Here is a 21435-nt window from a genome sequence, read left to right as displayed (position 1 = left end):
TGTCATTAGTGAGTTTAAACTTCGCAACACTTAATTAGGAACAAATATGAGCCAAGAGACTATTTTCACTAAAATAATAAATCGTGAAATTCCTGCTGATATCATTTACGAAGACGATGACACACTTGCGTTTAAAGATATTAATCCTCAAGCGCCATTTCATGTATTAATTATTCCCAAGCAAGAAATTGCCACTATAAATGATATAAATAATGAAAACTCACACTTAGTTGGTAATTTGTACACTGTTGCCGCAAAACTAGCCAAGCAAAACAACTTTGCTGACGACGGCTACCGCGTTGTTATGAATTGCAATGAACATGGTGGGCAAACTGTATACCACATACATTTACACATGCTCGCAGGCAAAGAAATGGGCTGGCCTCCATACCAAGATACTAAAAAAGTGATTATATAAAATAAGCATATTTGGTATTTTATTCAGAATGAAATTACAAGTGTTATAAAAATCGCTGTCACAAAGTGAATAAAAATTACTTATTTGCAACATTTTGTGTTTAAATAACCGTAAAATCGTACTTGTTTTTAAGTAAAACACCATATTTCTAATACTAAAGGTGTGGGAATCGTGATAAACTTAATCAGTCAGCTTCATATAAGAGTATAAAAAACATGAGCAGCTCTGCCTTTTTGCTATTAGATAAAGAGCCAATTAACACTATTGGCATTAACGTTTTAGAACCTTTGTTAAAAACACAAGGCCTTGACGTAACCACAGGTACTAATATTTTAGATATACCTGAAGGAACTCGATTACTGTTTATTGAAACATCAAGCAAAGATGCATGGGGGAAGTTAAAAGAACAGCTAGTCAACCTACGTATCAAATGCGATATCATATTATTTAACTTAGATGAAAACCCAGAGCTAGCGAACCGCGCCTTATTAAGTGGTATTCGCGGCGTATTTTATACGACCGATAACGCGGATGTATTAATGAAAGGTATTCGCCTACTAATGGAAGATCAGCTTTGGTATCGTCGCGACATAATGTGTAATGCATTAAACCGTATGTTGCAGTTTAATAAAGACGCGCTTCATAAGCTTACCGAAGGTGATATAGAGCCTGTTAAACTCACTAAGCGAGAAAAAGCAATTATTTCGTTAATGAGTAATGGTTCTAAAAATAAAGAAATTGCTGAAGAGCTTAGCATTAGCCCACACACAGTAAAAACACACTTATACAGCGCATTTAGAAAAACAAAATGCCGTAACCGTATTGAGTTGTTATCTTGGGCACAGCAAAACATACCAGACGAAATTCGTTAAAAACATTTCGTTTTATTAAAAACAGACACCTTAAGTGTCTGTTTTTGTATGTGCTGATAACATTTAAAATTATACCAATCTGCTGGAACTTTGATGCTCGACTCTTTTACTCTTTATTTTGCCAGCATAGCTATTATGATTGTAATGACCTTGCTCAACTTTTTAACTTGGCGCACAAATAAGCAAATTCCTGGCACATTACTCTATATTTTTTACCCTGTTTTATTATTAAGCTCTATTATTGGTTTTACTATAATAGGCAACACGCACAATCTAGCGATTATTAGCATTTCCAGTAGCATGATGTTCGCAGCCTCAATTGTACATTGCTTATCACTGAGCCAATTTTTGAACTACCAAGGAATTGGTTTCAAGCTATTTTGCTCTGTTACCGCTTTTAGTATGTTAATACTGGGCTATTACACCTTTATTGATCCATCTTTGCATGAGCGAGTCGTTGCATCAGACATTCAGCACATAGCAGAAGCCGGATTCTTACTGTTTATTTTTATTAAGTTTGCCCGTAAACCCTACCCTAACGGCAGTATTTTATACATTATCATTTTAAGCCTTGTTGCATTTGGCTTTATTGGGCGGTCATTATTTATGGACAGCATTGAAGAACAAAGCTTACTCACAAGCGGCTGGTTTAGTTCGTTGCTATTTTTAAATGGTGTTATTGCGCCTATGTTTTATGCTGCAGGAATGGCGCTATTATGTAACGAACGTCGAGAGCAGCACCTCAATAAATTAGCCGATAAAGCACAAAAAGATCTAGAAATACGCGGACTCTTTTTATCGACCATAAGTCACGAAATACGCACTCCCCTTAACGGTATTTTAGGCAGTGCCCAGCTGGTCATGAACCAAACCAGCGATACCCGCAATAAAGCCTATTGCGAGGCGATTATAAATTCTGCCGAGTCACTTAACCTACTAGTCGACAAAGTGCTTGATTATGCAAGCTTAGATCAAAGTGACGAAGCCCTTTACGAAGAAGACATAGAATTTAAAACTTGGCTTAACAATCTGTGTTTATTACTGAGTCCTCTTGCCGAACAAAAACAGCTTACATTTGAATTGACATGTAATATTCCCGAACAAGCCTGCTACTATTGCGATCAGCAAAAACTTAGGCAAATTATTATTAATTTAGTCGGTAATGCCATTAAATTTACTGACCACGGATGCGTCAAAATTCAAGTTGATTTAGTTTTAGAAAAACAGCTTGAGCACACACTAAAAATTAGCGTGAAAGACTCTGGGCCTGGTATTGAAAGCGAAGAAATAGCCTACTTAACTGAACCTTATGTGCAAAGCAGCGCCGGAAAAGAAAAAGGCGGCACCGGTCTTGGCTTAGCAATAACCAGTCGCTTACTTGAAAAACTAAGCAGCCGATTAGAAATTGATAGCCAGCTCGGTACAGGCAGTGTATTTAGCTTTACCGTAACGTTTACTTTGGGCGAACTGAGTTTAGTAGAGCAGCGTCATCAAACTAAAGATTACTTAACAGGCCTTGATATATTGCTTGTAGAAGATTTAGATTTAAACCAAAAAATTGCTATAGAATTTATGGCCGACGACGAACATAAAATTAAGCTAGCAAAAGACGGGAAAAGCGCAATAGAGCTTATGCAAGCTCATCACTTTGACGTAGTACTACTTGATATGAACTTACCTGACTTAACCGGTCAAGAAGTACTAAAACGCCTAAAACGCATTGATCACAAAAATCAGCGAACCCCAGTACTTGCTTTTACTGCCAGCCTTAGTCCTGACGAAGTTAAAGAGTATTTAGAATTAGGAATAAAAGATATAGTCGGCAAACCAATTAAGCATCAGAAGCTTCGCCAAGCACTTAGTGACTCCCAATCAAATCAAACAGCTAACATTACCGTTGAATTAATAGATACGCTATACGACAAAACAGCCGCCGAAACACTAACAAGTTCATTTAGTGAAGATGAGGTGTCGTCGATTTATAATGAATTTGTGCTTTCGGCACGTAATAAACTTATTCGCTGCCAAAATTTGATCGCTCAGCAACCAGAGCAATGCATTAAACTTTTACATCGCCAAGCAAGTACCGCTCTGCAACTTGGTTTTAATCGCTATGGCATTGAGCTTAAGAAAATAGAGCGCCGTTTACTCGATAAAAAACCTCTCAACAATTCACTTAACGAAGCGCTAGAACTATGGCAAAAAAGCTTAGAGGAATATTTAAAGTTTGTACGCGGGCAGTTAGAGTGAAATTAAAAAGCGTTAAGATTTTTTTACATTGCATTTCGAGTTAATCAAATCTCGCTATCTCTTCAAAGTTAAGACCGGTGAAACCATGTGCTCGTAAGGCACAAAAGAGGTTTAAAGAAATATCTTTATCATTTATACGAGAATCAAAAACATATGTACCTTCAAAGCGATCCTCTGGCATTTTAAATATACAGCTATGCTTCGGTAACTTTTCATTTTTGAATACCGCTTTTTGTAACCCAATATTTAAACTGGGTAGCATAAAAGTACTCATTCCAACATTCAGCATACCCTCTACTTTTCGAGTGATGTTGTAAAAGTACCAGTTGTCATCACCTATATAGAAAGGCAGTAGCTCACCAGAATCTTCAAAAATCTCTGCCAATTCATTTGCAACATAATCCCTTATAGCAAGGCCTTGTAAATTAATTGCAGTAAAATCACCTAAAGGAGTCTTTTTTTCTTGATTATAATGGGCACTAAAATTTATTAATGTCGACTCTTTTGATGAACCATCAGGTTTCCATAACTCAGATTCACACAAGGCTTCGCTATCAGGAAAAATGACTCTGTAATGATTAACATCTGGCGTGATTTTATAAATTACTTTACTCATAGATATCAAAGCGCCCTTTTTGACATAACTTTGGTTTTTTAATCTCTGCCATATTTGTCATCAAATCGCTCTATATCGTTTTCATCAAGCACTGTACCCGTTTGCACTTCTATGACAATTAACAGCTCTTTTTGATTATTAGCCAAGCTATGGATTTGCTGTGCAGCGATATAACACGACTGGTCATGCGTTAATGTATAGGCTTGCTTGTTAATACATACATCTGCAATACCCGAAACCACAACCCAATGTTCAGCCCGATACTGATGGCGCTGCGTCGACAGTTTAGCTCCACTATTAACAGTAATTTTTTTAACTTTAAAGCCAGTGCCTTCAACCAAAGTACGGTAATTCCCCCATGGGCGAAAAACCACTTGATGATGGTTAAGTTTATCAGCCTGTGTTGTAGCAATTTGCTTAAGTAACAAAGGCAGAGAGTCCAGCTCATGTTGGCTTGCGATTAACGTGGCATCATGAGTATGAATAATCGCTAAATCACTTACCCCAAGCGTAGCTATTGTGTGCTCAGCCTCATTAATAACTAAGTTATTAGTACTTTTTTGAGCCATGTAATTAGCATTCAAACTATTACCGTTTTCATCCTTTTTTGTAAGTCTGTCAAGGGATGAAAAGCTACCAACATCACTCCACTTTAAATCAACAGGCATGACGACCACATTGTTACTACGCTCTAAAATAGCGTAATCGATAGAGTTACTAGGGCAGCTTTCAAGCGCACTTTTATGTGGCCGTGTAAAACCTAAATCTTTAGTAAATTTGGCTGCTTGCTCCACGCTAGTTGCTATTTTTGGCGCAAAACGTGCTAACTCTTTCAAATAGACTGTTGGGGTAAATAAAAACATGCCGCTATTCCAGCTATAACCACCTTGAGCTAAATAGCGAGTTGCTGTGTCTAAGTTAGGTTTTTCTTTAAATTGGGCAACATCGAAGCAACCTGTATTTGTAATGGCTGCCCCCTGTTTTATATAACCATAACCTGTGTGAGGCCCTGTTGGCGTAATTGCAAATGTCACAATTTTACCTTGAATAGCCAGTTCTGCAGCACTCTTTAATTGCTTTATTAGTTTATTAAAATCTTCAATATGATGATCGGCCGGCATCACTAACATCGGTCCTGTGATACCATTTTGCAGTGCGTAATACGCTGCAAGAGCAATCGCCGGCGCAGTATTTTTACCTTGTGGCTCTAACAATATTGCTTGTGGCCTTGCTTGCTCACTTTGTTCAGCGGCAATAAACCGGTGCTGCTCGTTGCACACTAAAATAGCGTTACTAAACTGATTACCAGAAACACGTGCAAGCGTGCTTTGCAGTAATGACGTATTTTCACTAAGCAGCGGTAAAAACTGCTTAGGCATTGCTTGGCGAGAAAGCGGCCATAAGCGAGAGCCTATGCCACCAGCTAAAATTACAGGAGTGATTAAAGTATTCATACGGAAATTTGCCGCCAACAGAAAATATCAGCAACTATTTTAACACTTTATTGGCTCGACGCTAAATTAACGCGCCCTACATTAATGTAAAAGGGTCTGCGTCTAAATAGGCAGGAAACGCTGCCTTAAACTCATCCAGTGGCGTTTTTTCAAGCGTGATAGTAACTAGCTGCTCGGTGTTATCTTGCGCTTTTGCGAGTGCATCGCCTTTAAAATCGTATACCGCTGTACCACCGTTATGTGCAATACCGTTACCGTCTTCACCCACGCGATTCACGCCCACTACGTAGCACAAGTTCTCTATTGCACGCGCCATGAGTAACGTATCCCAAATATGGCGACGCACAGCAGGCCAATTTGCTACGTTTATCATTACATCGTAGTCGTTGTTATTACGTTGAAATACCGGAAAGCGTAAGTCGTAACACACCTGAGGCAATAATTTAAAACCGTTGATTTCAAAAACTTTACGCGCTTGCCCAGCGACAACAAAATCGCCTTCATTACCTAGGCGAAATAAATGGCGTTTATCGTAATAACTTACATCTCCACTGGGTTTAACCCAATAAAATCGATTCGCTTTTTTATCACCTTGCACAACCAATACCGACCCTGCCACAACCGCATTATGCTTATGTGCTTGCGCTTTTAGCCACATAAGTACTTTGCCATTTTCGGGTTCTGCACAGTCTAGGTTTATAGCAAAGCCAGTCGAAAATGTTTCGGGTAATAAAATGAGATCTGGCCGTTTAGTAATAGCGTCGAGTTGTTTATCAAACATGGCTAAGTTAGCATCTTTGTCAAGCCAGTGTAGCGAGCTTTGTAGTAGTACTAACGTTAAATTTGACATGGTGATAGAAGACCTTTATTGCATATATTGATAATAACTAATTCTAGTTTACATACAGTAAACAAAAATACCCTAATAACAAACAACATCTGTTATTATTCCGTGGTGATAAAAGTATAAATAATTAAAGGATTAGGCATGAGGTTAGCTAGTTTTCTCACTAAAGGAAATATTGTCGTAATTGGTGAGTGGCAACTTAACATTGATCAGCAAAGTATTAGCGACGGCGATAATACCAGAGAGTTAGAGCCTTTATTATTCAAATTATTATGCCATTTTATTGAGCATAATGGGCGGATAATTCCTCGTCAAGAACTCGCTGAAAAGATTTGGCTACAAAGTTATGTAGATGATAATGCTATAAATCGTGCTATTTCAGAGTTAAGAAAAGCCCTTAAATCAGCAAAGCAGCCAGGCCAAAGCATTAAAACTCATTACCGCACTGGCTACAGTTTATTCATTCCGGTAATAATGCCAGAAGCGACTCCAATAATAGCTTCTACTGAATCTGTTGAAACTATTCAAAACGTAGCCTCGGTTCAAACAAACACTACTACCTCTAATAATACCAATTTCACAATTAAGCGTTCGCGAAAGCTCATTTTATCTTTACTTATTTTATTACTCGGAGCATTCGTAGCTATTACAATTCTATCCACCGAGCAAAAACCAAAAAACCAGCAAACACATTCAGCGCCTACACCTAAAGAGCTAAAGCTCTCCGCACAAACAATATCATGGCACAAAGGTACGCATTACAATCTCAGACTGTCCCCACATAAAGATAAGCTTGCTTTTTTAGTTGATAGTATGGACAAAAATACTAAAACCACACTTTACATAATTAATTTAGAAACGGGGAAAGAGCTATTGATCGACTCAGGCTACCTTGTGGTTAATGGCTGGTCTCATGACAGTGAAAGACTATTTTATACCCAATGTAAAAACTCTACCAAGGCAGAATGTGAGATAATTCAAGCAAGCGATTTATTGAGTGCGCAGCCCAAACTTCAACATCTAAATAACCCACTTTTAGATGCAAATCTAAAATATATATTTGATTACACTGAAATAGACAACACGGCCATATTTTCACGCAATAATTATCGTAATATTGCTCATTTAACAGCCCTGTATTCATTAGATTTAGACACTAAAGAAGAAATTCGAATTACCAACCCCAATATTAATGGTACCGGAGATTTATTATTAGCCGTCATACCAAATCCAAGCCGAATTATATATGAACGCCATCAAATTACCCACTCTGAAATATATATGTCTAACTTAGATGGAAGCTCTCCTATAAAGCTTATCGTTCAGCCATATAGAATATGGGTTATAACTTATGATAGAAAAAATAATGAACTACTATGGTATGACCGCCATACAAGCACGATAGAATCATATTCTTTAGACGAAATGCAAATGTTGCCAGCTATACATGCCCCTATAGCAAGATCTAACTACGCTTTTTCGCTAAGCAAAAATAGTATTTTAAATAGTACAGATCTACATGATCATGATTTATTAATTTTGGATTTAGATAAAAATACTCAAACAGAAATTGCTAATCCAGCTAAAAATGAAGCGAATGGCTTCAAATTAGAAAAGCAAAACACTTATTTTCAAGTAAGAAACTTTCATGGGGTTAGCCATTGGCTAAAACATAATAGTCAATATAAAGACATTACCTCTATTATTGGTAAAAATAATAGGGTATTGGATGCTGATTTAAGCCAGAATGCATTACTTATATACAATAAAGAAAAATTATTACTAACACTTTTAAACACGAATGACTTTTCTGTCATCGAACAATGGCCAGCTAGAGGAAGCATAACAACTGCAAAAATTAACGGCCAATACATCGCCCTATTAAGCACCGACAAGCAGATGAATAGCACATTGAATATTTACGACCGTCAACAATCTACATGGGATAAAGTTAATATCTTAATGCCATTTTCATTTGACTGGATCAACAGCACTGAACTCATAGTAAACAATAGAACCCAACAACTCATCCAATATGACATGGTAAGCCATCAATTAAAAAAGCTATCTCTATCGAAAGAGCTACAAAAAATAAAACAATCATTACGGCAACTCAACTACGATAGCGGATTCTTATACTTTACTACCGAAACTGATATTTACAGAGCACCTCTCGATAAGCTTACAAAGGTTGAAACTGTATTTACCCCCTCAAATAAAGTAATGAGCCTTATACTTGGTAGTAACATTCAAGACAACACTCTACATATCTCAGTTTTAACAGCACAAAATAAAAACTACATTGAGCTTTATAAAGAAGCAGCAAAAGATATGCCTGAAATCGAACGACCTGTATCTTTTTTTAGCCTCTAATGTAAAATGTTTAGCGTTCTGCCATTGCCTATATAAACAATGGTAGAACACAAGCGGCTTCCCCACAGGCTGAAAGATCATAGGCGTTTATTTTGCAAGCAATACCACTCTATTGAAACTATAGCGTACTAAAACATCTTACTTTCAATAAATAAAAAGGCAAAAAAGTACTACAACGCCTTTTATATTTTACTGTTCACTTATAGTTTTCGTACATTTTATCTAGCGGTTCTGAAAGGCCGCTTTCTTGCACTATACGTACATGCTCACGCTTTAATTCGCGAGCACTACTAACACCACAAGAGTGTGCAATGAGTCCTGCACCATAATGAACATACTTATTATAGTTAGCTACTCGCTGCGCTTTATCTGCCACATTTAAACCTCGTTGTAACCGCTCATTATGTGTAGTGATCCCCGTAGGACAGGTATCTTTATTACACTGCATAGCCTGAATACAGCCAAGAGCAAACATATGACCCCGTGCTGATACTACAAAATCAGCGCCAAGTGCTAGCGCCCAAGCAACCTTTGAAGGGACTATTAGTTTGCCTGAAGTAATAATTTTAATACGATCTCGAAGCCCGTGTTTTTTAAGCATACTGACAACTAACGGTAAACTTTCACGCAGTGGTAAACCCACCGAATCCATAAGAGGTTGCGGAGCTGCGCCAGTCCCTCCATCAGCACTATCAATGGTAATAAAGTCAGGTGCTGACTCTATACCTCGGTGATTAATTTCAGCAAACAAAGTTTCTAACCACCCGTAAGCACCAATGACCGCTTTAAAACCTGTTGGCTTTCCAGTCGCGTTACGCACCATAGCAATCATATCGAGAATATCGCCTGGGTTTTTAATTTCGGGATGACCGTTAGGACTGATAGAGTCTTGCCCTTCTGGTATACCTCTGATATTTGCTATTTCGGCGTTAACTTTTCTCCCAGGTAACATACCGCCTTTTCCTGGTTTAGCCCCTTGACTCATTTTTAACTCAAACATTTTTACTTGTTCATGAGCGGCTACTTCTTTGAGTTTTTCAGTACTTAAATTTCCGTGTTCATCGCGCACACCGTATTTAGCGGTACCAATTTGAAAGACTAAATCAGCCCCACCTTCTAAATGATAAGGGCTCAAGCCGCCTTCGCCTGTGTTCATCCAACAACCTGCTAACTTTGCCCCTTTTGATAAAGCACGTACAGCAGGTTTTGAAAGTGCACCAAAGCTCATACCCGAAACATTAAAGAGTGAATTTGTGGTGTAAGGCTTCTTGCAATAAGGCCCTAAAGTCACATTACTAGGATCAAGCGCTTCTTCGTCAAGCGTGGGGAATGCACAGTTCATAAACATGACGGTGCCTGTTACTTCTAAGCTTTGTGTAGAGCCAAATGCAGCGGTGCGATCAACATCTTTTGCAGCACGATAAACCCAACTGCGTTCTGCACGGTTAAATGGCATTTCTTCTCGGTCTTGAGCAAAAAAATACTGTCTAAAAAACTCACCTTGGCGCTCAAAAAAATATCGAAAGCGACCAATTACAGGGTAATTACGCCTGATCGCATGCTTAGTTTGTGTCACATCACGAATATAAAAAATAATGACTGTTAACACTAATAACCCTAAAAAAACAATAAACATACTCGCAAATACATCAATACTAAACATTATAAAATTGCTCATCGAAGGCCCCTTGATGGCTGTTTCTAAAATAAAAAAGTGCTATGCCCACCAAAATGACATAACACTTTTATTTGTTCAAGACTTTAACCGTTTTGTGGTTAACTCTGCTGCTTTGCCAACTCAGCTTTTATATACAAACGCACCTGTGTCTCCAGTACTGATAATGGCACTGAACCATGGCGTAAAACTTGATTATGAAACTCACGTATGTCAAAGTTTTTCCCTAGTGCTTGTTCTGCCTCAGCCCGTAAACCCTTAATTGTTAATTCACCAATTTTATATGATAGCGCTTGCGCAGGCCACGAAATATACCGGTCTGTTTCGGTTTCTACATTATGCAGCGAAAGCGCAGTGTTTTCGCTCATAAAATTCATTGCTCGCTCTTTGCTCCAGCCATACATATGCATTCCCGTATCAACGACTAGACGCGCGGCTCGCCACATTTCATACGTTAAGCGCCCAAATTGACTATAGGGATTTTGATAAAAGCCAGCTTCGATCCCTAAATATTCAGAGTAAAGCCCCCAACCCTCACCAAATGCTGATAAATAAGCATCGCGACGATAGCTCGGTAAGTTTTCTAGTTCTGCATTGAGTGAAATTTGTAAATGATGCCCAGGTACCGCCTCATGTAAAGTAAGCGCTTCTAAAACATACAAAGGCCGCTTGTCGAGTGCATAAGTGTTAACCCAATAATAACCAGCCTCATCGTCTCGATTGGAACCAGAATAGCGACCTGTTGTGTATTTAGGCGCAATGTTTGCTGGTACTGGCGCTACCCCATAAGGTTTACGTGGCAAAGTATTGAATAACTTAGGAAGCTGAGCATCCATTTTTTTTGCAATGTAAGCGGCCTCTTTTAAAAGCTGCTCTGCTGTGGTGGCATAAAACTGTGGATCCGTACGTAAAAAGTGAATAAATTCGGCAAACGTGCCTTTAAAACCCACTTCTTTTATGACATCTTCCATTTCACTACGAATACGAGCGACCTCTTTTAGGCCTAGCTCATGAATCTCTTTAGGTGTCATTTGAGTCGTAGTGTAGTGCTTAGCTCTATTTTTATAAAAAGCTTCCCCGTTGGGTGTTTCTGATATACCAATACTTGTGCGTGCGCCTGGTCGGTACTGCTGCGTAAAAAATGCTAAATAGTGTTTATAAGACTGTATAACTTTTTCTTTTATAATGACTTCAGCTTTTTTCTGTAGCGCTTTAAATTCACTGTCGCTTAAACCTGCTGTATTCGTTAAAAAGGGTTTATAAAACTCAGACGTCGTCACATCATCGACTATGTAGGCGCTAATTGACTCTTCATAACCTTTTAATACAGCTTGGGGCTGAGTAAGACCCGTCTCGAGACCTTTTTTCATCCAATAGATATTTTGTTCAAAAAAACGAGGCACTTGCGCTAGTTGTGCTAAATAAGTTTGATAATTTTGCTGTGTTTTATACTGCGAGCTATTTACGATGTACGATAAGCCCGAATGAAAACCATACTCGGATGTCAGCGGCATATAGTGCGCATTAAATACATATTCATCAACGCTATTTTGTATTTGCGCTCTAATAATACTGAAATTTATTTGATTCTCATCACTTAATTTTTCAACGTTTATGGCATCTAGTTCAGCAAGTAACTGTATTTTATTGTTATATTCTCGTGCTAAAAACTCGGGTGACAAATTTGCCAACAAGTAACCATCTACCCCTTCTAAATTACTGTATGGGCTGATGCTTTGCCTGTAATCAACAATATTTTCCGCTACTTTTGTAAACTGTTGGTCTGCATTGAACGTTGTTATTTGACACGCACTTAGCGTGCATAAAAGCACCCCACAAAAAAGAGATTGGCGTAGTGGTCGCAGTACAGAATGGCTCATTATAATTAACTTCAGGATATAATATATTTTACAAAAATATCGAAGGTCAAATAAATAGCAAGTAAATGAGACCAAGTTCAGTATTACAATGTAACTAATGCCTATTAGCCAATTAACCTCGGCTGATTAATTTTTAGCTTAAAAAAGCTAAAGTTGATGGTAAAATCAGCTATCAAGTTGCCAAAATGAATATTTAAGTTCCTAAGTATCCGTTTTTACTTTTAAATAGTAACCATAACGATTACTGTAGTAAAAAAGAATAAAAGCTTGGATGCAAAACCACCTCAAGGATTGAGTTATTTTAATTGGCACTTGCATGTACTTAGTTGGTATTTACAAATGATGTTCCATGACTCCATGGCTGTAGCACAAGAAAAAATGACTAAAGTGTGTATGTTTTTAGAGCGTTATGCTCTACCCCCTACACCACTTAATTTTCAGGTTGTTTATACCTATATTAGCCAAATAAATAGTGCGCTGAATAATGAAGTAGATCGTAAGATTGCTGAAGATGAATGCATAGATAGTATTTTAATCGAGCATTTATACTTTGAATTTTTAAATTTAGGACATACAAAACAAGCATCAATAATTCAAAATGTTGATGTTGTAATAAATTCCCTCTCGTTAAGTGCACACAATACAGAAAAGCAAATTGTTCGTTTTGCTGACCACGTAAATGAATGCGTACATAGTTTTGATGAAAATAATGTAGAACAAAGCCGCCTTGCACTAAAAACACTCAGCGAGCAGACAAACGCTTTGCTTAAGCAGCAAAAAAAGTTTCAACAAGAATTGAGTAAGGCTAAACAGTTACATAATAAAACCCAAAAACAGCTTACCCAACTTCGCAAAGAGCATATTGTTGATAGTCAAACAGGGCTTTATAAACGCCACTATTTAACACAGCAAACGCAACTATGGACTAATCAAGAAAAATCTATTTGCGCCATTGCAATACAAATAGATAACCTTGACCATTTTACCGATAATTATGGTGACATGATCAGTGAGGTTATTTTAAATAAAGTAGCTAAACAAGTGCAAAAATATGTATTTCAAAGTGGCTTAGCAGGGCGAACAGCAAAAGATCAATTTACCGTATTACTTACTGATATCGATCCTGAAACAGCGACACTAATTGCCGAGAAAGTACGTAATGGGGTAGAGAAATTACGTTTTGTAAGCTCAAAAAGCGGCATTAAATTCCCAGCTATTAATTTATCTTTAGGTATTGCACAACATGACTTGGTAGACAACTTTAATCAACTTGCAAAAAAAGCATCTCAAGCAGCCTTTAAAGCCCGTTCACTTGGACAAAGCTGTTTTACAGCTGGGCATTAAATCACCTGGTAGATCATATTCAAATTGCACCCATACAGCACAATAAAGTACACTAAGCTCTATTGCCACGATAGGATTAATCATGAACGAGACACCAGAAAAGACCACGCATTTTGGCTATAAAACAGTAGCTGAAGACGATAAAGCATCATTGGTTGCAGATGTATTTCACTCAGTAGCAGCAAAATATGATGTAATGAACGATCTGATGTCTTTTGGTGTGCATCGCTTATGGAAACGCCAAACCATTGCGAGCTCTGGTGTACGTAAAGGCCACCATGTTCTTGATTTAGCTGGTGGCACAGGTGATTTAACCGCTAAATTTAGCCAACTAGTAGGTGAAACAGGCCAAGTTGTTTTAGGCGACATTAACTCTTCTATGCTAAAAGTTGGTCGTGAGAAACTGCATAACCTCGGTTTAGTAGGTAATATCGACTACGTGCAAATGAATGCTGAAATGCTGCCATTCCCAGATAATAGCTTTGATGTGATCACTATCGCTTTTGGTTTACGTAATGTAACCGATAAAGACAAAGCTCTTCGTTCTATGTACCGAATTTTAAAGCCAGGCGGCCGTTTGTTGGTCCTCGAGTTTTCAAAACCTGAGCATGAAATACTCAGTAAAGCTTACGATTTTTACTCATTCAATTTGTTGCCAACAATGGGCAAAATAGTGGCTAATGACAGCGAGTCTTATAAATATTTAGCGGAATCGATTCGTATGCACCCAGATCAAGATACATTAAAAGAAATGATGAATGAAGCTGGCTTTGAACAAACAACTTATCAAAACCTAACAGGTGGTATTGTTGCACTTCACCGTGGTTTTAAATACTAAGGCAGAGAGTGATATGGTGCTTGAACAAGCAACTGAAAAAAATAATGATGCACTTGATACATCTACTTTTTTTATGCTACCAAACTTTGTACTTTCGCTTATTGAGCGCGTACTGAATCAAGCACTCAAACTCGACCCACAGCTTTTGCCAAAACTAAACGCTGTTAAGCAACAGCGCTTAGTTGTTGAAGTGAGAGATTGGCAACAAACAATTCAACTTGTTTTCGCTGATGATAAACTGCATTTATATTCGGCGCAAAACAGCGACAATGCTGATTGTATGATTAGCGCTGATATTGATACGCTCATTGCACTCAAAAATCCAGCGATGCTTACGCAGCTTATACGCCAAGACAAACTCGATTTGCAAGGCGATTTACATATTGCTCAAACCTACAGTAATGCATTCTCTAGTTTAGATATTGATTGGCCAGAACAGCTATCAAAGCATATTGGCGATGCGCCAGCTCAGCAACTGTATTTACAATTAACCTCGCTTAAGCAGCAAGGCAGTAAAGTAAAAAAACAGTTAAGCACAACACTGACTAGTTTATGTCAGGATGAGCTTGCTATTACGATTCATCCATTAGAACTTGAGCAATTTAAACAACAAAACCGAGTACTTAAAAGTCAAGTTGCTGTTGTTGAACAGCGTATAAACGCCCTCCTAAACATTAAAACTCGCTAAGGATTTTTTGTGTCGACTGCACGATTGTATTACATCACTAAAACACTGCTTAGCTACGGGTTGGATGAGTTAGTTCCTAAACATAAAACGCCTTGGTTTGCCAAAATTGCACGAGGCAGCTTATTTTGGTTGCGCAATCAACATAAAGAAAAACCAGCAGGTTTGCGTTTACGCTTAGCATTACAAGAACTTGGGCCTGTGTGGATTAAATTTGGTCAAATGCTTTCTACTCGGCGCGATTTACTACCGCACGATATCGCTCTAGAGCTCGCATTTTTACAAGATCAAGTACAACCTTTTGAAGGTGAACTTGCACAAAAAATTATAGAAAAATCCCTTGGTATAAATGATATTAGCGAGTTATTTAGTGAGTTTTCGCAAACACCACTGGCCTCAGCATCAATAGCACAAGTACATACAGCTAAATTAATTGACGATCAAAGCATTGCACAAGATGTCGTCATTAAAGTTATCCGACCTAATATTCATGAGCAAATTAATGCCGATTTAGCGTTAATGGAAAAGCTCGCCAAGGTACTTGCCACTGTACACAATGAGTCAAAACGTCTACGCCCAGTAGAGGTTGTTAAAGAATATAAGAAAACGCTGCTCGATGAGCTCGACTTAATGCGCGAAGGAGCTAATGGTATTCAGCTTAAGCGTAACTTTGAAGACTCTGACTCGCTTTATATCCCTGCTGTGTATAGTGATTACAGTCGTCATAATATATTGGTGATGGAGCGCATTTACGGTATTCCCGTATCAGATACCGATGCATTATTAGCACAAAACACTAATATGAAATTACTTGCTGAACGTGGCGTAGAAGTATTTTTTACACAAGTATTTAGAGACAGCTTTTTTCACGCTGACATGCATCCTGGCAATATTTTTGTATCTCGTGAGCATCCTGAAAACCCAAAATATATTGGCATCGACTGCGGCATTGTTGGCACACTGAATAAAGAAGACAAACGCTATTTAGCTGAAAACTTTATCGCCTTTTTTAATCGAGATTATCGCCAAGTTGCACAGCTGCATGTCGATTCAGGCTGGGTGCCAGCCGACACCAGCATTGAAGAATTTGAATTTGCGATTCGTACCGTCTGCGAACCTATATTTAATAAGCCTTTAGCCGAAATTTCGTTTGGTCACGTACTTGTTAATTTATTCAATACTGCTCGCCGTTTTAATATGCAGGTACAACCGCAATTAGTATTACTACAAAAAACCTTATTATACGTTGAAGGATTAGGGCGTCAGCTTTACCCTCAACTCGACTTATGGAAAACAGCTAAGCCCTTTTTAGAAGATTGGGTAAAGCAGCAAGTTGGTCCGTTATCAGTACTAAAAAAGATGTATGCTAATTTACCTTTTTGGGCAGAAAAAATGCCTGAATTACCTGATTTAATTTATCAAAATTTAAAACGAACACCTCAAGCTCAAATACATATTCAAAAGGCATCCCATAAACCGTTAGTGTTAAGTTTGTTTGCGAGTGCGACGATGATCATGTCGGCGCTTTGTTATTTACAGCATGATTTAGTTGCTGCAAGTATTGCAATTTCTTGCTCAATAGTAGGTTTTATAGCAGCATGGCGCAGCGAATAAACTAAGTGCTATTTACGCTAGTCGGCGTATAATTAGTATTTAAAATATACATTTAACCGTTTTATATATTGGAGAAAACCATGGGCAATATGGGTATTTGGCAATTACTGATTGTTTTAGCGATAATCGTTGTACTTTTTGGCACAAAGAAATTACGCGGCATGGGTAGTGATTTAGGCGGTGCAGTTAAAGGGTTTAAAAAAGCTATATCTGATGATAAAGACGTAGATAAAGATATGGCTGAGCAAATTCAAAAATCAGAAAACGCAACACCTACTGAGCCTACCAACACTGACAAAACCAAAGATAATAATAAGGCTTAATTAGCATGGGTATGTGGGAGCTTGTTATTGTTTTAATTGTTGGCTTAGTCGTATTAGGCCCCGAGCGTTTACCTGTCGCTATTAGAACGGTGAGTCGCTGGATAAAAACAGCTAAATCTTTAGCAAACTCAGTGAAAGCCGAAGTAAGTGAAGAATTGCGTGTGCACGAATTACACGAAAATCTTAAAAAAGCTGAGCAACAAAATTTAAAAGATCTAAGCCCTGAACTACAAAGTTCGTTAAGTGAGCTACAGCAGGCCGCACAATCAGTAACCCACAGTTATAAAAAAGATCACATAGAAAAACCCAATAACCACCAAGTTGATGAAAAAAAGTGAAACTAACCACTCTCAATTTGGTCAACTTATTTATATGGTATAAAAAGTAATGGCTGAGGAAGTAAAATCAGGGTTTGTTGCTCATTTAATTGAGCTGCGCGATCGGCTCATTAAATCGCTATTAAGTATTTTAGCTATTTTTATCGCCATTGCGTATTTTTCAAACGATATCTATACATTTGTCGCAGCACCATTGGTTTCGCACTTACCAAGTACCGCGACTATGATTGCAACCGATGTAACAGCACCGTTTTTTGCTCCCTTTAAACTGACATTATTTGTGGCGTTATTTGGATCTATTCCGTGGATACTGCATCAAATTTGGGGATTTATAGCACCTGGTTTATACCAGCACGAAAAACGTATGCTCATGCCCATACTCGCCTCTAGTATTATTTTATTTTATAGTGGCATTGCATTTTGCTACTTCGCAGTGTTACCTATTATTTTAGGCTTTTTTACAAGTACAGGCCCTGAGATGATGACTCTTGCGCCCGATATAAGTAGCTACTTGAGTTTTGTATTGAAATTATTTTTTGCGTTTGGCATTGCCTTTGAAATACCGGTAGCCATTATGCTTTTATGCTGGAGCGGCGCAACAACAACGCAAAGCTTAAAAGAAAAGCGCCCTTATATTATTGTAGGCGTTTTTGTATTGGCTATGTTTTTAACGCCGCCCGATGTGTTATCACAAACCTTATTAGCGATACCCATGCTGATTTTGTTTGAACTAGGTTTAATTCTAGCGAAATTTTATACCGTTAAACCACAACAAGAATCTGAGGAATAAAATGAAAAAACACCTATTCTTACTGTTGATTCTATTAAGCGCTTCGACTTTTACAACGCAAGCAGAAACAGCCATAAATGAACAGACGCTGCAAGCGTGTAGTGTAATTAAAAATGATTTAAGTCGCTTAAATTGCTACGACAACTTAATTGCTGGCAAACCATTAATAAAAACGTCAGTAGCAGCGCAAGCTTCATCGACAATAAAGATGAGCGATTTTGGTTTAGAACATAAAGAAACCCATCAAGAAAAAGATACAGCCATTAAAGCAATCGTTGCAACTATTGAAGAAGCGGCTTATGGCGAGCTGATTATTACGCTAGATAACGATCAACAATGGCGTCAAATTGGTTCAGATAGTATGCGTTTAAAAACAGCAGATACTATCGTAATCAGTCGTGGCGTATTTAACTCATTTTTATTAAAAAAAGATGGTCAAAACCGCTCTATTCGCGTTAAACGAACTAAATAATGCTATATACCTTAATTGATTCTGGGGTTAATTTAACCAACCATCAATTTGATAATCAGCATTACGATATTGTGCATCGCGCAAAAGATGCTGGTGTTCGTCATATGCTAATTATTGGCTGTGATATAGCTAGTAGCGAGCAATCGCTTGAACTTGCTATAAAGTTTCAACAATATTCTACAGCGGGTATACACCCTCACGATGCAAAATCAGCGACCGAAGAACTAGAAAATCAGCTAACCAGCCTCGCAAGCCATAATCATGTTATTGCGATTGGTGAATGTGGATTAGATTATAACCGTGACTTTTCACCTAGAGATACTCAACGCAGCGTCTTTAGGCGCCAACTTGCGCTTGCTGAAAGTTTAAACTTGCCTGTTTATTTGCATGAGCGTGATGCTTTTGAAGATATGCTTGCTATTCTCAAAGAGTTTAACGTGCGAGGAATATTACACTGTTTTACCGGCGATGCTAATGCATTGCAAAGCTATTTAGATTTAGGACTTTATATAGGCATTACGGGCTGGGTGTGCGACGAAAGGCGCGGTAAAGAACTGCAAAAGCTAATACCAAGCATTCCAATAGAGCGTTTATTAATTGAAACTGATGCGCCATTTTTAATTCCACGCACAGTTAAACCTAAGCCCAAATCACGTAAAAATGAACCTTCATTACTACCTTATATTTGCCAAACACTGGCTCAACTTTACCAAATAGATGAAAAGATAATAGCAAAGCAAACTACAGAAAACTTCTATCAACTTTTTAGTCTAGAGACACGTTAATGGCATACGCAAAAACATTATTTAGCCTATTAATGTTACTTTGCGCATTTTTTTCTTTTGCAAACCCTATAATAATAAACCAAGATTTCAAGCAACAAAACATCAATAGTTTACACTACTCTTTTGCCCCCACATCGCTATTAAACGCAACACAAAGCGATTTTAAAAAATGGCAAAAAATAACAAATAAACCACTTAACTTAGGCTTTGAAAAACGACCTGTATGGCTTTATTTTACATTGAAAAATACATTAAACTACGATGTAGCTCCTTTGCTCTCACTTGATAATCCGCTATTAAATGAAGCTCAGGTATTTCACTTAAATAATTCAGAACTACTTTCCCATAGCCAAGTTGGTGATACGTTTAAACTCGCCGAGCGCCCTATAAAAAGTGAATCATTATTAGTTAAGTTAACGTTGCCCGCAAATAGCATAACGACTGTTATACTCAAAGTGACTAACGATGGAGGATTGCGTATACCACTTACTTTATGGCAACAAGATGCCTACTTAGCCCATAAAAGTAAAATTAATCTAATATACGGTTTGATTATTGGTTTTGTTTTTTCGTTGGCCTTAAGTTGTCTTGTTTTGTATGGTTTTTCAAAGAAGCCCTACTTTGCTTACGTGAGTATAATAACGCTTACCTTGGGCTTACTGCTTTCATATTTTTGTGGGTTTGGTGTGCGCTACTTTCATCCTAACTTTCCCGCAATCCAGCAAATAATAATTCCTATTTTAATTATGATAATTACATTATTGTTTTTGCCTTTGCAGCAACAAATTTGCCAACTTAAATCCTCTTTTTTATTGCATACACAAAATATAACAAGCAGTTTATTTGCGATTTTACTGTTATTTATTTGGTTGCTACCAAGCTCAATGGCCACGCTTCTTTGTTTAGCTATTACGCCTATTGTATTGAGCCTTTACCTTTTGACTACACTAATATGTATACGAACTAACCCTTCTAAACCAAGTAAAGCACTGCTATTTTCACTCAGCTCATTTTTAGTGGTTATGCTGTACTTTAGCGTTGTTGTTTTTGACTTATATGCGTTTAATCGAAGTAGCCTTACGTTTGTTTTTATTTGCTTTTTAGGTTGTGCTTTTAGCCTGTGTTACGCCGCAATGAAACAATCTATTTTAGAACACGACAAACAGGTAGTAACGCAACAAACCTTAATTGCTGAGAGTGCAGCTCAAGATGCGTTACTAAAAGAGCGCCTTGCCTTACAAGAAGAAGCAAGCCAAGAACTTGAAGCACAAGTTGATGAACGCACCTTTGAACTACAAGTAACCTTAAGAGAACTTGAAGAAAAAAATAGAGAGCTTGAACAACTCAATACTGAAGATGCTTTAACCGGTGTAAAAAATCGTCGATTCTTTGATAAAAAATTAATAATGGAATTGCGTCGCTCTCGCCGTGAACAAACCCCGTTGAGTATAATTATGCTTGATATCGATCACTTTAAATTAGTCAATGATACATACGGGCATTTAACTGGCGATCAAGTAATTAAAGCAGTGTCTGGTATTATTAAGAACAATTTAAAACGCCCACTTGATGAGGTCGCACGTTATGGCGGTGAAGAGTTTGTAGTGCTTTTACCAAACACACCACAAAATGGAGCATTTGATATTGCAGAGCAAATGCGCAAAGCAATCGCAAAAAGTGCCGTAACGGTTGCGAGTACTGAAATTAAATTTACAATTAGCGCAGGTATTTATACCTGTGTTGCCGATGATATTAACAAACCTGAAATTTTTACTGAATGCGCCGATAAAGCGCTTTATTACGCTAAACAAAACGGCCGCGATCAAGTAGTTACCTTTCCAATCCCACAGTAGGAGCATAT

At 37.8% G+C, this 21435-nt stretch carries 19 protein-coding genes; 14 read left to right on the top strand and 5 right to left on the bottom strand.

Features of this window, described 5'->3' with window-relative positions; all coding sequences use genetic code 11:
- Positions 1-46 precede the first annotated feature (46 nt).
- From H5119_RS03475 to H5119_RS03465, 3 genes are all read left to right on the top strand, one after another.
- A complete protein-coding gene (locus tag H5119_RS03475; RefSeq protein WP_182701231.1) occupies positions 47-418 on the top strand; it encodes a histidine triad nucleotide-binding protein in 372 nt (123 codons plus the stop codon).
- Between the two features lie 215 nt (positions 419-633).
- Complete coding sequence (locus H5119_RS03470; RefSeq protein ID WP_077536419.1) at positions 634-1290, top strand: response regulator transcription factor; 657 nt, start codon at positions 634-636, stop codon at positions 1288-1290.
- Between the two features lie 93 nt (positions 1291-1383).
- Positions 1384-3540 (top strand): response regulator, encoded by a 2157-nt coding sequence (locus tag H5119_RS03465; RefSeq protein WP_182701230.1) that lies wholly within the window; start codon positions 1384-1386, stop codon positions 3538-3540.
- Between the two features lie 40 nt (positions 3541-3580).
- Here H5119_RS03465 and H5119_RS03460 read toward each other — a convergent pair whose 3' ends face one another.
- From H5119_RS03460 to H5119_RS03450, 3 genes are all read right to left on the bottom strand, one after another.
- A complete protein-coding gene (locus H5119_RS03460; protein WP_182701229.1) occupies positions 3581-4156 on the bottom strand; it encodes a hypothetical protein in 576 nt (191 codons plus the stop codon).
- A 38-nt stretch (positions 4157-4194) separates the two neighbouring features.
- Complete coding sequence (locus H5119_RS03455; protein WP_182701228.1) at positions 4195-5610, bottom strand: mannose-1-phosphate guanylyltransferase/mannose-6-phosphate isomerase; 1416 nt, start codon at positions 5608-5610, stop codon at positions 4195-4197.
- Positions 5611-5686: 76 nt separating this feature from the next.
- Positions 5687-6460, bottom strand: a complete 774-nt coding sequence (locus H5119_RS03450; RefSeq protein ID WP_182701227.1) for an amidohydrolase — start codon at positions 6458-6460, stop codon at positions 5687-5689.
- Between the two features lie 138 nt (positions 6461-6598).
- Between H5119_RS03450 and H5119_RS03445 the strand changes: the two genes are divergently transcribed.
- Positions 6599-8830 carry a winged helix-turn-helix domain-containing protein gene (locus tag H5119_RS03445; RefSeq protein WP_182701226.1) on the top strand — a complete coding sequence of 744 codons (2232 nt, stop codon included), beginning with the start codon at positions 6599-6601 and terminating at the stop codon, positions 8828-8830.
- A gap of 196 nt (positions 8831-9026) precedes the next feature.
- On the opposite strand, the gene H5119_RS03440 is transcribed toward H5119_RS03445, so the two are convergent.
- Complete coding sequence (locus H5119_RS03440) at positions 9027-10508, bottom strand: FMN-binding glutamate synthase family protein (protein ID WP_182701225.1); 1482 nt, start codon at positions 10506-10508, stop codon at positions 9027-9029.
- A 98-nt stretch (positions 10509-10606) separates the two neighbouring features.
- Positions 10607-12385, bottom strand: coding sequence for a DUF885 family protein (locus H5119_RS03435; RefSeq protein ID WP_182701224.1), 1779 nt, complete (start codon positions 12383-12385; stop codon positions 10607-10609).
- Positions 12386-12742: 357 nt separating this feature from the next.
- On the opposite strand from H5119_RS03435, the gene H5119_RS03430 reads away from it, so the two are divergent.
- From H5119_RS03430 to H5119_RS03385, 10 genes are all read left to right on the top strand, one after another.
- The gene (locus H5119_RS03430) at positions 12743-13729 is read left to right on the top strand and encodes a GGDEF domain-containing protein (RefSeq protein ID WP_182701239.1); all 987 of its coding nucleotides are present in this window, start codon (positions 12743-12745) and stop codon (positions 13727-13729) included.
- Between the two features lie 82 nt (positions 13730-13811).
- The gene (gene ubiE / locus H5119_RS03425) at positions 13812-14567 is read left to right on the top strand and encodes a bifunctional demethylmenaquinone methyltransferase/2-methoxy-6-polyprenyl-1,4-benzoquinol methylase UbiE (protein ID WP_182701223.1); all 756 of its coding nucleotides are present in this window, start codon (positions 13812-13814) and stop codon (positions 14565-14567) included.
- 13 nt (positions 14568-14580) lie between these two features.
- The gene (locus H5119_RS03420) at positions 14581-15255 is read left to right on the top strand and encodes an SCP2 domain-containing protein (protein WP_182701222.1); all 675 of its coding nucleotides are present in this window, start codon (positions 14581-14583) and stop codon (positions 15253-15255) included.
- Between the two features lie 9 nt (positions 15256-15264).
- Complete coding sequence (gene ubiB / locus H5119_RS03415) at positions 15265-16866, top strand: ubiquinone biosynthesis regulatory protein kinase UbiB (RefSeq protein WP_182701221.1); 1602 nt, start codon at positions 15265-15267, stop codon at positions 16864-16866.
- An 80-nt stretch (positions 16867-16946) separates the two neighbouring features.
- Positions 16947-17189, top strand: a complete 243-nt coding sequence (gene tatA / locus H5119_RS03410) for a twin-arginine translocase TatA/TatE family subunit (protein WP_182701220.1) — start codon at positions 16947-16949, stop codon at positions 17187-17189.
- A 5-nt stretch (positions 17190-17194) separates the two neighbouring features.
- Entirely contained in the window at positions 17195-17527 is a 333-nt protein-coding gene (tatB, locus tag H5119_RS03405; RefSeq protein ID WP_182701219.1) for a Sec-independent protein translocase protein TatB, read from the top strand.
- A 49-nt stretch (positions 17528-17576) separates the two neighbouring features.
- Positions 17577-18317 (top strand): twin-arginine translocase subunit TatC, encoded by a 741-nt coding sequence (gene tatC / locus H5119_RS03400; RefSeq protein ID WP_077536431.1) that lies wholly within the window; start codon positions 17577-17579, stop codon positions 18315-18317.
- A 1-nt stretch (position 18318) separates the two neighbouring features.
- A complete protein-coding gene (locus H5119_RS03395) occupies positions 18319-18789 on the top strand; it encodes a hypothetical protein (protein ID WP_182701218.1) in 471 nt (156 codons plus the stop codon).
- Positions 18789-19574, top strand: a complete 786-nt coding sequence (locus tag H5119_RS03390; protein ID WP_182701217.1) for a TatD family hydrolase — start codon at positions 18789-18791, stop codon at positions 19572-19574. Before H5119_RS03395 ends, H5119_RS03390 begins: the two co-directional genes overlap by 1 nt.
- Positions 19574-21427, top strand: a complete 1854-nt coding sequence (locus H5119_RS03385; protein ID WP_182701216.1) for a diguanylate cyclase — start codon at positions 19574-19576, stop codon at positions 21425-21427. Before H5119_RS03390 ends, H5119_RS03385 begins: the two co-directional genes overlap by 1 nt.
- The last annotated feature ends 8 nt before the right edge of the window (positions 21428-21435 follow it).

Origin of the sequence: Pseudoalteromonas sp. SG45-5 (assembly GCF_014164085.1) — a bacterium.
Lineage (GTDB): Bacteria > Pseudomonadota > Gammaproteobacteria > Enterobacterales > Alteromonadaceae > Pseudoalteromonas > Pseudoalteromonas aliena.
This window is presented reverse-complemented; position numbering and strand designations above follow the sequence as displayed.

Bases quoted from the DNA above. Each gene is read 5' to 3' on its own strand.
- H5119_RS03475 (WP_182701231.1), top strand. From the start codon at position 47: ATGAGCCAAGAGACTATTTTCACTAAAATAATAAATCGTGAAATTCCT.
- H5119_RS03470 (WP_077536419.1), top strand. From the start codon at position 634: ATGAGCAGCTCTGCCTTTTTGCTATTAGATAAAGAGCCAATTAACACT.
- H5119_RS03465 (WP_182701230.1), top strand. From the start codon at position 1,384: ATGCTCGACTCTTTTACTCTTTATTTTGCCAGCATAGCTATTATGATT.
- H5119_RS03460 (WP_182701229.1), bottom strand. From the start codon at position 4,156: ATGAGTAAAGTAATTTATAAAATCACGCCAGATGTTAATCATTACAGA.
- H5119_RS03455 (WP_182701228.1), bottom strand. From the start codon at position 5,610: ATGAATACTTTAATCACTCCTGTAATTTTAGCTGGTGGCATAGGCTCT.
- H5119_RS03450 (WP_182701227.1), bottom strand. From the start codon at position 6,460: ATGTCAAATTTAACGTTAGTACTACTACAAAGCTCGCTACACTGGCTT.
- H5119_RS03445 (WP_182701226.1), top strand. From the start codon at position 6,599: ATGAGGTTAGCTAGTTTTCTCACTAAAGGAAATATTGTCGTAATTGGT.
- H5119_RS03440 (WP_182701225.1), bottom strand. From the start codon at position 10,508: ATGAGCAATTTTATAATGTTTAGTATTGATGTATTTGCGAGTATGTTT.
- H5119_RS03435 (WP_182701224.1), bottom strand. From the start codon at position 12,385: ATGAGCCATTCTGTACTGCGACCACTACGCCAATCTCTTTTTTGTGGG.
- H5119_RS03430 (WP_182701239.1), top strand. From the start codon at position 12,743: ATGGCTGTAGCACAAGAAAAAATGACTAAAGTGTGTATGTTTTTAGAG.
- ubiE (WP_182701223.1), top strand. From the start codon at position 13,812: ATGAACGAGACACCAGAAAAGACCACGCATTTTGGCTATAAAACAGTA.
- H5119_RS03420 (WP_182701222.1), top strand. From the start codon at position 14,581: ATGGTGCTTGAACAAGCAACTGAAAAAAATAATGATGCACTTGATACA.
- tatA (WP_182701220.1), top strand. From the start codon at position 16,947: ATGGGCAATATGGGTATTTGGCAATTACTGATTGTTTTAGCGATAATC.
- tatB (WP_182701219.1), top strand. From the start codon at position 17,195: ATGGGTATGTGGGAGCTTGTTATTGTTTTAATTGTTGGCTTAGTCGTA.
- tatC (WP_077536431.1), top strand. From the start codon at position 17,577: ATGGCTGAGGAAGTAAAATCAGGGTTTGTTGCTCATTTAATTGAGCTG.
- H5119_RS03395 (WP_182701218.1), top strand. From the start codon at position 18,319: ATGAAAAAACACCTATTCTTACTGTTGATTCTATTAAGCGCTTCGACT.
- H5119_RS03390 (WP_182701217.1), top strand. From the start codon at position 18,789: ATGCTATATACCTTAATTGATTCTGGGGTTAATTTAACCAACCATCAA.
- H5119_RS03385 (WP_182701216.1), top strand. From the start codon at position 19,574: ATGGCATACGCAAAAACATTATTTAGCCTATTAATGTTACTTTGCGCA.